The following is a 15,136-nucleotide window of genomic DNA, read 5'->3' on the forward strand; positions in this document are numbered from 1 at the left end:
GCGGTGCGGTTCGGTGACGTGGTGGGGGCGGCGCGGGGGGAGGGTGTGTCGGCGTTCGTGGAGGTGGGGCCGGACGCGGTGCTGACCGCGATGGTCGCGGAGTGCACGGCGGGTGCCGAGGTGGTGGCGATTCCCACCCAACGCCGCGACCGGGACGGCGAGTCCACCCTGCTGGCCGCCCTGGCCCGGGTGTTCGTGCGCGGTGGCCCGGTCGACTGGGCCGCACTGGCCGGCGTCGACGCCGGCGAGGCGCGCCGGCGGGTCGGTGACCTGCCGACGTACGCGTTCGAGCGGCAGCGGTACTGGCTGGACGCCGGCACCGGTGCGGGCGATCCGGCCGGGCTCGGCCAGGGCGCCGTCGACCACCCGCTGCTGGGCGCGGTGGTCGGCCTCGCCGACGGCCACGGCGAGCTCCTCACCGGGCGCCTGGCGCTCGACACCCACCCGTGGATCGCGGATCACGCGGTGCTCGACACCGTTCTCGTGCCCGGGACGGCCTTCCTCGAACTCGCCCTGCACGCGGGCCGGCGGCTCGGCTGCCCGCGCGTCGACGAACTGACGCTGGTGGCCCCGCTGGCCCTGTCGGCGACCGGCGGTGTGCAGATCCAGCTCGCCGTCGGCGCGCCCGACGAGGCCGGGATCCGTACGCTCGGGGTGCACGCCCGCCCCGAGCGGACCGGCCACCCGGCACCCGGTCTCTCCGGTGCGGACGGTGCGGACGGGGCGGACGGTCCGGACGCCCCGTGGACGCTGCACGCGACCGGGACGCTGGCCCCCGCGCCGGAGGTCCAGGACGTCCGGGACCAGCCGGAGCGGGCGGCGCTCGCGGACCTCGCGGCCTGGCCGCCGGCCGGCGCGACGCCGGTCGAGGTCGACACGCTGTACCTGGACGCGGCCGACGCCGGGGTGTCCTACGGACCGTCGTTCCACGGGGTCCGGGCGGCCTGGCGGCGCGGATCCGAGCTCTTCGCCGAGATCGTCCTGCCGGAGGAGGCCGGTGCGGCCGGCGGCCGCTTCGGCCTGCACCCCGCGCTGTTCGACGCGGCCCTGCACCCGCTGGGCCTGACCCCGGCCGACGGGGCACCGGCCGAGGACGCCGGGGCGGGTGTGCGGCTGCCGTTCTCCTGGCGCGGTGTCCAGCTGCACACCGCCGGGGCCCGGGAGCTGCGGGTCCGTCTGCTACCTCTGGGTACCGACGCGATCGCCGTCGCGGCCGTCGACGGGGCCGGCCTGCCGGTGGTCTCGGTCGAGTCGCTGGCGGTCCGCGCGCTGTCGCGCGACCAGCTGCCGACGGTCGCGGCGCCGGTGGCCGAGTACCTGTTCGATCTCGGGTGGTCGCCCGTCGACGCGGCCGAGCGGGCCGCCGACGAGTCCGGCGAGCCGCCCGTGAGCTGGGCGGTCGTGGGCGGCGACGAGCGCCGGGACGTGACCGCGTTCGCGGCCCGGTTCGGCGCCGCCCGGCATGCCGACCTCGCCGCGCTGGCGGCGGCGGTGGACGCCGGAGCAGCCGCCCCCGACGCGGTGCTGCTGGTACCGCGCCCGCCGGCCGGCTCCACCGACCCGGCGGCGGTGCACGCCGCCGCGTACGACGCGCTCGCCGTCGTCCAGGAGTGGCTCGCGGACGAGCGGTTCGCCGAGGCGCGGCTGCTCGTCGCGACCCGCGGCGCGGTGGTGGCAGAGAGCGGCACGGGTACGGCTCCCGGCGACACGCCTCCGGACGGTACGGCCGAGGCGCCCGAGCTGGCCGCGGCCGCGGTCTGGGGGCTGCTCCGGGCCGCGCGCTCGGAACACCCCGACCGGGTCGCGCTGGTGGACCTCGACGCCGACGACCCGCGCGCGGCGGATGCCCGCCTCGACGCGCTGGCCGCCGCTGCCGCCCTGCCCGAGGCCGCCCTGCGCGGGACCGGTCTGCTGGTACCCCGGCTGCGCCGGGTGCCCGCGCTTCCGGCCGCCGCCTCCGCCTCCGCTCCCGCTCCCGAAGCCGCCGACGGCCTCGGACTCGCCGACGGCGGCACCGTGCTGGTCACCGGCGGCACCGGCACCCTGGGCGCCCTGGTGGCCCGGCACCTCGTCGCGGCGCACGGCGCCCGCCGGCTGCTCCTGGTGTCCCGCGGCGGCGCCGCGGCCGCCGGCGCCGACGCCCTGCGGGCCGAACTGACCGAGGCGGGCGCGCACGTCGACCTCGCCGCCTGCGACGTCGCCGACCGCGCCGAGCTGGCCCGGGTCCTGGCGCGGATCCCGGCGGCGCACCCGCTCACGGCGGTCGTGCACCTGGCGGCGGTCGTCGACGACGGGCTCGTCCCGTCGCTGACCCCGGAGCGGGTCGGCCGGGTCCTGCGGCCCAAGGCCGACGCGGCGCTGCACCTGCACGAACTGACCGCCGACACCTCGGCGGGCGGCCCCGGCGCCGCCCTCAAGGCGTTCGTGCTCTTCTCCTCGGCCGCCGGCCTGATCGGCAACCCCGGCCAGGCGGGCTACTCCGCCGCCAACGTCGTCCTGGACGCGCTCGCGCAGCGCCGCCGCTCGCTCGGCCTGCCGGCCGTCTCGCTCCAGTGGGGCCTGTGGGAGCAGGAGAGCGCGCTCACCGCCGGGCTCGGCGCCGCCGACCGGCAGCGGATGGCCCGGACCGGGGTCGAACCGCTCTCCACCGCGCTGGGTCTCGCGCTGCTCGACGCGGCGCTGACCCGACCGGAGCCCGTGCTGACCGCCGTCCGGCTCGACCCGGCGCGGCTGGGCGGCGGTGGCGAGGTGCCGCCCGTGCTGCGGAGCCTGTCGCCCGCGCACCGCCGCTCCGGCGCCGGTGGCGGCTCGGAGCCGGCCCGCGCCCTGCTCCGCCGGCTGTCCGCCGTCCCGGCCGCCGAGCAGGAGCGGGTGCTCGTCGACGTGGTCCGCACCCACGCGGCCTCCGTCCTCGGGCACCGGGGCGGCGCCTCGATCGACCCGGACCGCGCCTTCAGCGAGCTGGGGCTGGACTCGCTCGCCGCGCTCGAACTGCGCAACCGCCTCAACGGCGCGGTCGGCCTGCGGCTGCCCGCGACGGTGCTCTTCGACCACTCGTCGGCGAACGCCCTCGGCCGGCACCTGCGCGCCGAACTGCTCGACGCGCCGGCGCGGCCGCGGGCCGCCGCCACGGCGAGGGCGAAGGTCTCGGACGAGCCGATCGCGATCGTCGCGGTCAGCTGCCGCTACCCGGGCGGCGTGACCGGCCCGGAGGACCTGTGGCGGCTGGTGCGCGACCGCACCGACGCCATCTCGGAGTTCCCCGACAACCGGGGCTGGGACATCGAGACCCTGTTCCACCCCGACCCGGACCACGCCGGCACCTCGTACGTGCGGGAGGGCGGGTTCCTGCACGACGCCGACCGCTTCGACCCCGCGTTCTTCGGGATCTCGCCGCGTGAGGCACTGGCGATGGACCCGCAGCAGCGGCTCCTGCTGGAGGCGTCCTGGGAGGCGGCCGAGCGCGCGGGCATCGACCCGAAGTCGCTGCGCGGCAGCCGGACCGGGGTGTTCGCGGGCCTGATGTACGCCGACTACGCGTCCCGGCTGACCACCGCCCCCGAGGGCGTGGACGGCTACCTCGGCAACGGCAGCGCGGGCAGCATCGCCTCGGGCCGGGTCGCCTACACGCTGGGCCTGGAGGGCCCGGCGGTGACGGTCGACACCGCGTGCTCGTCCTCGCTGGTCGCCCTGCACCTCGCGGCCCAGGCGCTGCGCCAGGGCGAGTGCGACCTGGCCCTGGCCGGCGGCGTGACCGTGATGTCGAGCCCGGCGACCTTCGTCGAGTTCTCCCGTCAGCGGGGTCTCGCCCCGGACGGCCGCTGCAAGTCGTTCGCGGCCGGGGCCGACGGCACCGCCTGGTCCGAGGGCATCGGCCTGCTGCTGGTCGAGCGGCTGTCGGACGCGCGGCGCAACGGCCACCCGGTGCTCGCGGTGGTCCGGGGCAGCGCGGTCAACCAGGACGGTGCCAGCAACGGCCTGTCCGCCCCCAACGGCCTCGCCCAGGAACGGGTGATCCGCGCCGCGCTCGCGCAGGCCGGGCTCGGCCCGGCCGAGGTCGACGCGGTGGAGGCGCACGGCACCGGTACGTCGCTCGGGGACCCGATCGAGGCGCACGCGCTGCTCGCCACCTACGGTGCCGGGCACACCGAGGCGCAACCCCTGCGGCTCGGGTCGATCAAGTCCAACATCGGCCACACCCAGGCCGCCGCGGGCGTGGCCGGCGTGATCAAGATGATCATGGCGATGCGGCACGCCGAACTGCCCGCCACGCTGCACGTGGACGCGCCGTCGCCGCACGTCGACTGGTCGGCGGGGGCGGTGTCCCTGCTCACCGAGGCGACGCCGTGGCCGGCCGTCGGCCGCCCGCGCCGGGCCGCGGTCTCCTCGTTCGGCGTCAGCGGCACCAACGCCCACGTCATCCTCGAACAGGGCGACCCCGCCGAGCAGTTGGGCCCGGTTGAGCAGCCCGGCCCGGCCGGTCCCGCCGAGCGGTCCGACCCGGCCGAGGCCCGGCCGGCCGCCGTCGCCTGGCCGGTCTCCGGCGCGACCCCCGCCGCCCTGCGGGCGCAGGCCGGCCGGCTGCGCGCCCACCTGGCGGCGCACCCCGGCGCCCGGCCCGCCGACGTCGCCCACGCCCTGGCGACCACCCGGTCCGCACTCGACCACCGGGCCGTGCTGGTCGCCGCCGAGGAGGCGGAACTCCTCGCGGGCCTCGACGCGTTGGGCGCCGAATCGGCGCACGGCGCGCTGGTCACCGGCGCCCCCGGACAGCCCGGCCGGACGGCGTTCGTGTTCGGCGGCCAGGGTTCGCAGTGGACCGGTATGGGCGCCCGCCTCCTCGACGAGTCCCCGGTCTTCGCCGAGCGCATCCGGGCCTGTGACGCCGCGCTCGCGCCGCACACCGGCTGGTCGCTCGTCGACGTGCTGCGGCAGGAGCCCGGCGCGCCCTCCCTGGAGCGGGTCGACGTCGTGCAGCCCGCCCTGTTCGCCGTCATGGTGTCGGTGGCCGCGATGTGGCGCGCGCTCGGCGTCGAACCGGCCGCCGTGGTGGGCCACTCGCAGGGCGAGATCGCCGCCGCCCACGTGGCCGGCGCGCTCACCCTGGAGGAGGCCGCCCGGATCGTGGCGCTGCGCAGCCGCGCCCTGCTCGCGATCGCGGGCGGCGGCGGCATGATGTCGCTCGGCACCTCGGCCGAGCACGTGGGACGGCTGATCGCCGACTGGCCGGGCCGCCTCGGCATCGCGGCCGTCAACGGACCGGACGCCGTGGTCGTCTCCGGCGACACCGGGGCGCTCGACGAACTGGGCGCGCGGTGCGCGGCGGACGCCGTCCGGGCCCGCCGGCTCCCGGTCGACTACGCGGCGCACTCCGCCGCCGTGGAGGCCGTCCGGGACGAACTCCTCGCCGCCATCGGCGAGGTGAGCCCGGCGCCGACCCCGGCCGTCGTCTTCTGGTCGACGGTCACCGGCGAACCCCTGGACGGCACCGCGCTCGACGCCGAGTACTGGTACCGGAACCTGCGCGCCACCGTCGAGTTCGAGCAGGCCACCCGCGCGCTGCTGCGCGACGGGTACACGGTGCTGGTGGAGACCAGCCCGCACCCGGTGCTGGCCCCGGCGATCGAGCAGACCGCGCCGGAGCTCGCGCCGGACGCGCTGGTCGTCGGCTCGCTGCAGCGCGACGCGGACACCCTGCGGCGCTTCCTCGCCGCGGCGGCGGGCCTCTGGGTCCACGGCGTCCCGGTCGACTGGTCCGCGCTCCTCGCGGGCCGGGCGCCGCACCGCACCGAGCTGCCCACCTACGCGTTCCAGCGCGAGCGCTACTGGCTGGAGGGCGCACCGGCCGCGGCGAACGCCGAAGGGCTCGGCCTGCGCTCCGCCGACCACCCGCTGCTCGGCGCCGCCGTCACGCCCGCCGAGGGTGACCGGCACATCCTCACCGGCCGGGTCTCGCTGCGCAGTCACCCGTGGCTGGCCGATCACGCCGTCCTCGGGACGGTCCTGCTGCCGGGCACGGCGTTCGTCGAACTCGCGCTCCAGGCCGGCGACCGGGCCGGTTGCGCCGTGATCGAGGAACTCACCCTGGAGGCGCCGCTCACCCTGCGGGACCGGGACGCCGTCCAGCTGCAGGTCCTCCTCGACGGACCGGACGAGCAGGGCCGGCGCGCGCTGACCGTCCACTCCCGCCCGGACACCGCGGCGACCGGTCCGTGGACCAGGCACGCGAGCGGTGTCCTGGCACCCGCGCGGCCGGAGGAGGAGCCCCGCCCCGGCGCGGGCGAGGTGTGGCCGCCCGCCGGGGCCGTCCCGCTGGACACCGACGGCCTGTACGAGCGGCTGGCCGGCGCCGGGTACCGGTACGGTCCGCTGTTCCGCGCGGTGCGCGCCGCGTGGCGCCTCGGGGACGAGGTGCTCGCCGAGGTCGCCCTCGCCGGGGACGGCCAGGACGCCGGGCGGTTCGCGTTGCACCCCGCCCTGCTCGACGCCGCGCTGCACACCGCCGGAGCGCTCGACGACGGGGCCGGCGGCGAAGGGGGCGGACCCGGACTGCCGTTCGCCTGGACGGGCGTGCGCCTGTACGCGGTCGGCGCCCGGGCGCTGCGCGTCCGGCTCGCCCGCCGCGGCCCGGACGCCGTCACGCTCACCCTGACCGACCCGACCGGCGCGCCGGTCGCCGGTGTCGACTCGCTGCTCTCCCGGCCCGTGACGGCCGAGGCGCTCGCCCCGGCCCGCGGTGCGGCAGCCGACGACCTGTTCCACCTGACCTGGCCGGCCATCGCGCCGCCGGCGGACGCTCCGCTCGGCAGCTGGGCGGTGGTCGGGCCCGACGACCTCGGCGCCGTCGCCGCCCTGCGCGCCGCCGGCGCGGCCGTCGCCGCGCTGCCCGACCTGGCCGCGTTCGACCCCGCCGACCCGCTCCCGGACATCGTCGCGATCACCTGCGCGCACCCGGATACCGATGGCGACCACGACCCCGCCGGGGCCGCGCACGCGGCGGCCGGCCGGGTGCTCGACCTGCTGCGGACCTGGCTGGGCACCGGACGGTTCGCCACCACCCCGCTGGTCGTCCTGACCCGCGGCGCCGTACCCGGGCCGCACGGCGAGGCCGTGCCCGACCTCGCCGCCGCGGCCGTCTGGGGCCTGGTCCGCTCGGCGCAGACCGAGAACCCCGGCCGGATCGTCCTGGCCGACCTCGACGACCACCCCGACACCTTCGCCGCCCTGGGCGCGGCACTCGCCGCCGGGGAACCGCAACTGGCCGCCCGCGCGGGCACCTTCGCGGCCCCCCGGCTCGCCCGGACCGGGTCCGCGAGCCGGCTGGCCGCCCCCGCCGACACCGGGGCCTGGCGCCTCGACCTGCTCGGCACCGGGACGGTCGACGGCCTGACCCTCGCCCCGAGCCCGGACGGTGCCCGGCCGCTCGGCCCCGGCGAGGTCCGGGTCGCGCTGCGCGCCGCCGGCCTCAACTTCCGCGACGTCGTGGTCGCCCTCGGCATGGTCTCCGACACCCGGCCGCCCGGCGGCGAAGGCGCCGGCGTGGTGCTCGAAGTCGGCTCCGACGTCCACGACCTGGCCCCCGGCGACCGCGTCATGGGCCTGTTCGCCGGCGGCACCGGCCCGCTCGCCGTCGCCGACCGCCGCCTGCTCGCACCGATGCCCGACGGGTGGACGTACCCGCAGGCCGCCTCCGTCCCGGTGGTGTTCCTCACCGCCTACTACGGCCTGGTGGACCTCGCCGGCGTCCGGCCCGGTGAATCGCTGCTCGTGCACGCGGCCACCGGCGGCGTCGGCATGGCGGCGCTGCAACTGGCCCGGCACTGGGGCCTGGACGTCTACGGCACCGCGTCGCCCGGCAAGTGGCCGACGCTGCGCGCCCAGGGCCTCGCCGACCCGCGCATCGCCTCCTCGCGCGACCTCGGCTTCGAGGCGCGCTTCCGCGCGGCCCGTGACGGGCGCGGCTTCGACATCGTGCTCAACTCGCTCGCGCACTCCTACGTCGACGCCTCGCTGCGCCTGCTCGGCCCCGGCGGCCGGTTCCTGGAGATGGGCAAGACCGACATCCGCGACCGGGACGAGGTGATCGGCGCCCGGCCCGGCACCGACTACCGCGCGTTCGACCTCATGGACGCCGGGGCCGACCGGATCCGGGAGATGCTGGCCGAACTCGGCGCCCTGTTCGCCGACGGTTCGCTGCAACCCCTGCCCGTCACCAGCTGGGACGTCCGCGACGCCGTCGACGCGTTCCGGCACCTGAGCCAGGCCCGGCACACCGGCAAGATCGTGCTGACCCTGCCGCCCACCGTCACCGGCCGGACCGGCGACCCGGAGGGCACGGTCCTGATCACCGGCGGCACCGGCACCCTCGGCGCCCTGCTCGCCCGCCGGCTCGTCACCGAACACGGCGCCCGCCACCTGTTGCTGACCAGCCGCCGCGGCCCGGACGCCGAGGGCGCGGCCGAACTGGCCGCCGAACTCGCCGCGCTGGGCGCGGAGGTCCGGATCGCGGCCTGTGACGCCGCCGACCGGTCGGCGCTCGCCGACCTGCTCGCCTCCGTACCGGCCGACCACCCGCTGACCGCCGTGATCCACGCGGCCGGCGCCATCGACGACGCCGCCCTGCACGCGCTCACCCCGGACCGGCTGGCCCGGGTGCTCCGCCCGAAGGTCGACGCCGCCTGGAACCTGCACGACCTCACCCGCGGCCAGGACCTCGCCGAGTTCGTGCTGTTCTCCTCGATGGCCGGCACCTTCGGCGGCGCCGGACAGGCCAACTACGCCGCCGCCAACGCCTTCCTCGACGCGCTCGCCCAGCACCGCCGGGCCCGCGGCCTCGCGGCCACCTCGCTGGCCTGGGGCCTCTGGGCCCAGGCCAGCGGGATGACCGGCCACCTCGGCCGGGCCGACCTCGACCGGATCGCCCGTACCGGCGTCACCGCCCTGGAGAGCGACCACGCGCTCGCCCTCTACGACGCCGCGCGCGCCGCCGACCGTCCGACCGTGGTGCCCGCCCGGCTGGACCTGGCGGTGCTGCGCGGCACGGGCGACGTCCCCGCGCTGCTGCGCGACCTGGTCCGGCCCGGGCCGCGCCGGGCCGCCGCCGGACCGGACCCGGACGCGGCCTCCTTCGCCCAGCGACTCGCCCGGCTCTCCGAGGACCGGCGCCGGCAGACCCTGTCGGCCCTCGTCCGGCAGGAGACCGCGGCCGTCCTCGGGCACGGGACCCCCGAGGCGATCGGTCGGACCCGCCCGTTCAAGGCGCTCGGCTTCGACTCGCTGACCGCGGTCGAACTGCGCAACCGGATCGCCGCCGCGACCGGCCTGCGGCTGCCCGTCACACTGGTCTTCGACCACCCGACCCCCGACGCGCTCGCCGACCACATCGGCGCCGAACTGCTCGGCACCCCGGTGGCCGCCGCGGGCGCCGCGCTCCCGGCGGCGGGCGCCCCCGGCACCGAGGACGACCCGGTCGTCATCGTCGGCCTGGGCTGCCGCTACCCGGGCGGCGTGGCCGACGAGCACGACCTGTGGCGGCTGCTCGCCGACGGCGCCGACGCCATCGCGCCGTTCCCGCGCGACCGCGGCTGGAACCTCGACGCCCTCTACGACCCCGACCCGGACCGGGCCGGCAAGTCGTACGTGCGCGAAGGCGGCTTCGTCGACGACGCCGTCCGCTTCGACGCCGAGTTCTTCGGCATCTCGCCGCGCGAGGCGGCCGCCATGGACCCGCAGCAGCGGGTCCTGCTGGAGACGGCGTGGGAGACCTTCGAACACGCCGGCATCGACGCCACCACACTGCGCGGCAGCAGCACCGGCGTCTTCGTCGGCGCGATGGCGGCGGACTACCACACCAGCACCTCGGGAGCGCTCGCCGAGGGCCAGGAGGGCTACCTGCTCACCGGCACCGCGACCAGCGTGATCAGCGGCCGCGTCTCGTACGTGCTCGGACTCGAAGGGCCCGCGGTGACGGTCGACACCGCCTGCTCCTCCTCGCTGGTCGCCCTGCACCTCGCGGCGAACGCGCTGCGCTCCGGCGAGTGCGACCTCGCGCTCGCCGGCGGTGTCGCGGTCCTCACCTCGCCGCAGGCCTTCGTCGAGTTCAGCCGCCAGCGCGGCCTCTCCGCCGACGGCCGCTGCAAGCCCTTCGCGGCCGCCGCCGACGGCACCGGGTGGGGCGAGGGCGCCGGGCTGGTGCTCGTCGAGCGGCTGTCCGACGCCCGCCGCCGGGGCCACCGGGTGCTCGCGGTCGTCCGCGGCTCGGCGGTCAACCAGGACGGCGCGTCCAACGGGCTCACCGCGCCCAACGGGCCCTCCCAGCAGCGGGTCATCCGGCAGGCGCTGGCGAACGCCCGGCTGACCCCGGCGGACGTCGACGCGGTCGAGGCGCACGGCACCGGCACCCGGCTCGGGGACCCGATCGAGGCGCAGGCGCTGCTCACCACCTACGGGCGGGAGCACACCGCGGAGCGGCCGCTCTGGCTCGGGTCGATCAAGTCCAACATCGGCCACACCCAGTCCGCCGCCGGGATCGCCGGCGTGCTCAAGATGGTGCTCGCGATGCGCCACGGGGAGCTGCCGCCGACGCTGCACGTCGACGAGCCGACCCCGCACGTCGACTGGGCGGCGGGGCACGTCGCGCTGGTCACCGAACGCCGGCCGTGGCCCGCGCTGGACCGGCCGCGCCGGGCGGGCGTCTCGTCGTTCGGGGTCAGCGGCACCAACGCGCACATCATCCTCGAACAGGCCCCCGCCGAGGACCGGTCGGACGGCGGACCGGAGGCGCCCGCCGCCGAGCCCGGTGCCGTTCCGGAGACCGCCGTCCCGGAGACCGCGGTCCTGGACACCGCCGCCGCCGAGACCGCCGCCGCCCGGACCGGTGACGCGCCGGTGCGGGGCGTGGCCGGGGTCGTGCCGTGGCCGCTGTCGGCCCGCACCGCCGAGGCGCTGCGCGCCCAGGCCGCCCGCCTGCACGCCTGGGCCGAGCGCCACCCGGACGCCGAACCCGCCGACGTCGCCTGGTCGTTGGCCGCCGGCCGGGCCGTCTTCGACCACCGCGCGGTGGTGCGCGGGCGGGACGGCGCGGAGCTGCTCGCCGGGCTCGCCGGACTGGCCGACGGCACGGCGACCCCCTCGGGCGCGCTCAGCGCCGGTCCGGGGCCCGTCTTCGTCTTCCCCGGCCAGGGCTCGCAGTGGCTCGGCATGGCGGCCGAACTGCTGGAGACCAGCCCGGTGTTCGCCGAGGCGGTGGCCGAGTGCGCGGCCGTCATCGATCCGCTGGTGCCGGACTGGTCGCTGCTGGACGTCCTGCGCGGCACGGACGAGGCGACGGCCGTGACGCTCGCCCGGGTCGAGGTCCTGCACCCCGTGCTGTTCGCCGTCATGGTCGGGCTCGCCCGGTGGTGGGAGTCCTGCGGGGTGCGCCCGTCCGCCGTGATCGGCCACTCGCAGGGCGAGGCCGCCGCCGCGTACGTGGCCGGCCTGCTGTCGCTGGAGGACGCCGCCCGGGTCGCCGTGATGCGGGTCCGGGCCGTGCAGACGGTCGACGCGTGCCGGGGCGGGCTGCTCGCCGTGGCGGTGACGGCCGAACGTGCCCACGCGCTGATCGCCGAGGCCGGCGCCGAGGGCCTGGTGTCGGTCGGCGCGATCAACAGCCCCACCAACGTGGTGCTCTCCGGGGACACCGAGGCGCTCACCGCGATCATGGCCCGGTGCGAGCGCGAGTCCACCCGGGCCCGCTTCGTGCCGGCGGCGTACGCCTCGCACTCGGCGCAGATGGACGCCGCCCGCGAGGAGATCACCCGCCTGCTGGCCGATCTGCGGCCGCTGCCGGGCCGGGTCCCGATGTACTCGACCGTCACCGGCGGCCTGCTCGACGGGCAGACCCCGCTCGACGCCGCCTACTGGTTCGAGAACATGCGCCGCACCGTCCGGTTCGAGGCCGCGATCGGCGCGGCCGCCGCCGACGGCCACGACGCGTTCGTCGAGTGCAGCCCGCACCCGGGGCTGCTGGTGCCGCTCGGCGACACCCTCGACGACCTCGGTGTCACCGGCGCCGTCCTGGGGACGCTGCGGCGCGGCGACGGCGGCCCGGACCGGCTGGTCACGGCGCTGTCCGACGCCTTCGGCCGCGGACTGCCGGTCGACTGGGCCGGCCTGCTCACCCATGACCGGGTCACCCGGGTGGACCTGCCGACCTACGCCTTCCAGCGCCGCCGGCACTGGGTGGACGCGGCCGGCGCGGCGGCCTCCGGTGGCGGCGCCGGCTGGGGCCAGTTCACGGTCGAGCACCCGGTGCTGGGCGCCGGCGTCGACCTGGCCGACGGCTCCGGGACGCTGTTCACCGGACGGCTGTCGACGACCTCGCACCCCTGGCTGGCGGACCACCAGGCGCTCGGGTCGGCCGTCGTGCCGGGCACGCTGCTCGTCGACCTCGCCCTGCGGGCCGGCGGCGAGGCCGGCTGCCCGGTGGTCGAGGAGCTGACCGTGCACACCCCGCTGGTGCTGCCCGAGACGGTCGGCGTACGGGTCCAGGTCACCCTGGCCGGGCCCGACGGCGCGGGGGCGCGCACGGTCACCGTGCACTCGCGGCCCGAGGACGCGCCGGCCGACGCGTCGTGGACCAGGCACGCCTCGGGGACGGTCGCGCCCGGCGCCCACCGCCCGGCCGGGCGGCCGGAGCAGTGGCCGCCGGTCGGGGCCACCCCGGTGTCCGTCGCGGACACCTATGAGCGGCTCACCGGCGCGGGCCTGCGGCTCGGCCCCGCCTTCCAGGGCATGCGGGCCGCCTGGCGGCGCGGCGACGAGCTCTTCGCCGAGCTCACCCACGGCGGCGACGGCCAGAGCACCGCGCGTCTCGACCTGCACCCGGCGCTGCTGGAGCCGGCCGTGTACGGACTCGCGCCCGAACCGGCGGGGGACCGGCCGGAGACCGGCCGGGTCCGGCTGGCCTCGTCGTGGCGCGGCGTCTCCGTCGTCCCCGGCCCGCTGCCGGTGGCACGGGTGACGCTGCGCGTCACGGACGCCGACACCCTGGCGGTCGGGCTCGCCGACGAGAGCGGGCGGTCGGTCGCGACCGTCGAGGCGCTCGGGCTGCGTCCGTGGTCGGCCCGGGAGCTGCGCGCGGCGGGCGGCGAACGGCCGGTGCTGACCCGGTTGGAGTGGGTGCCGCAGCAACAGCAGCAGCAGCCGGCCGCGGGAGCGGGGCGGACCGGCGCCCGCTGGGCGGTGCTGGGCGAGGCCGGTGCGCTGGCCCGCGCGACCGGTGCGGCCGTCCACCCGGACTGGCCGGCCCTGGCCGCCGCGGTGGACGCGGGCGCACCGGTGCCCGACCGGATCGCGCTGGTCGTCGCCGGTACCCCGGCCGACGGCGGGGCCGGTGGGCACGTCCCGGACGCGGTGCGGGCCTCGGTGCGCGCCGTGCTGGCGGCGCTGGGGGCGCACGCGGCGGACGGGCGGTTCGCCGCCGCCCGCCTGGTCGTGCTCACCCGGGGCGCGGTCTTCGCCGAACTGGGCGACCAGGTCACCGACCCCGGCGCGGCGGCCCTGTGGGGGCTGGTGCGCTCGGCCCGGCCGGGCCACCCGGCCGGGATCGTGCTGGCCGACCTCGACGGCCACGACGCGTCCCCGGAGGCCCTCGCCGCCGCACTGGACGCGGCCGGCGCGGCACCGGCGGACACCGTTACGGCCGACCACGGGACAGCGGACACCGGGGCGACCGAGTACGCGGTGCGGGCCGGCCGGATCCTCGTCCCGGTGCTGAGCCGGGTGCCGGCCCTCGACACCGCCGGCAGCACCGGCACCGCCGTCCCGACGGACGGCACGGTCCTGGTGACCGGCGCCGAGAGCCGGCCGGGCGCCGCGACGGCCCGGCACCTGGTGACCGCGCACGGCGTCCGCCGCCTGGTGCTGACGGGCCGGCACGGCTCGGCCGCACCGGGAACGGCGGCCCTGGCCGCCGAACTGTCCGCGCTCGGCGCGGTGGTCGAGGTGGCCGCCTGGGACGGCGCGGACCGGGAGGCACTGGCCCGGGTGCTCGCCGCCGTCCCGGCGCGGCACCCGCTGCGGGCCGTCGTGCACGCGGCCGGTTCCCCCGGGGCCGACACCGACGCCTCCGGGGCCGACCTGCCCGGGGCCGACGGGGCCTGGCACCTGCACGAGTCGACCCGGGGCCTCGACCTCGCGGCGTTCGTCCTGCACGCCTCGGCGGCCGGCCTGGCCGGTGACCGGGACCGGGCCGGGCACGCCGCCGGCGCGGCCTTCCTCGACGCCCTCGCCCAGCACCGGCGGGCCCGGGGGCTGCCCGGCCTCTCGCTCGCCTGGGGGCCGTGGGCCGGCCAGGACGCCGCGACGGACGGCGACGACCGCGCGGACGAGGCCGGTGGAGCGGGCGAGGGCGCCCGCCACGGCGGGCTGCTGGCGCTCACCGAGGAGCAGGGCCTGGCCCTGCTCGACGCGGCGCTGACCCGCCCGGAGGCCGCCCTGGCGCCGCTGCGCGTCGACACCGCGGCCGTGCGCCGCGGCGACCCGGGCGTCGCGCCGCTGCTGGGCGGGCTGGTGGCGGGAGCCCGGCGCGGCCCGGCCGCGGACGCCGCCGAGGCCACCCCGGTGCTCCTCGAACGGCTCCTCGGCCTGCCGGACGACGAGCAGGAGAAGGCGCTGGTCGACCTGGTGCGGTCCTGCGCCGCCTCGATCCTCGGCCACGCCGACCCCGAGGAGATCGACCCCGGGACGGCGTTCAAGGACCTGGGCTTCGACTCCCTCACCGCCCTGGCGGTCCGCAACCGGCTGCGGACCGCGACCGGCCTGCCGCTGCCGGCCACGCTGATCTTCAGCCACCCCAACGCGGCCGCCCTCGGCCGCTATCTGCGGACCCGGCTGCACCGGGAGCACACCGTCTCGTGGGACTCGGTGCTGGGCGAGATCGACCGGATCGGGGCGATGCTCGCGCTGCTCGACGACCAGGACCGGGCCAAGGCGACCGAGCGGCTCCGGGAGCTGGCCGAGAGCCGTGCCGACGACCGTACGGAGCCCGAACTCCCGCCCGCGCAGGAGGCGTTCGGCTCGGCGACCGACGAGGAGATGTTCGACTTCATCGATCAGGGCGGCGACCGGTGACCGCCTGCTGACCGACCGCCGG

1 protein-coding gene is annotated in these 15,136 nt (G+C 78.2%); it reads left to right on the forward strand.

Annotated features, from left to right (window positions below; translation table 11 throughout):
* The first annotated feature begins 45 nt into the window (after nucleotides 1-45).
* Nucleotides 46-15,114 carry an SDR family NAD(P)-dependent oxidoreductase gene (locus ACIQTO_RS37355; RefSeq protein ID WP_402398008.1) on the forward strand — a complete coding sequence of 5,023 codons (15,069 nt, stop codon included), beginning with the start codon at nucleotides 46-48 and terminating at the stop codon, nucleotides 15,112-15,114.
* Nucleotides 15,115-15,136 lie beyond the last annotated feature (22 nt).

Source organism: Kitasatospora sp. NPDC091207, assembly GCF_044768625.1.
In the GTDB taxonomy this organism is placed as follows: domain Bacteria; phylum Actinomycetota; class Actinomycetes; order Streptomycetales; family Streptomycetaceae; genus Kitasatospora.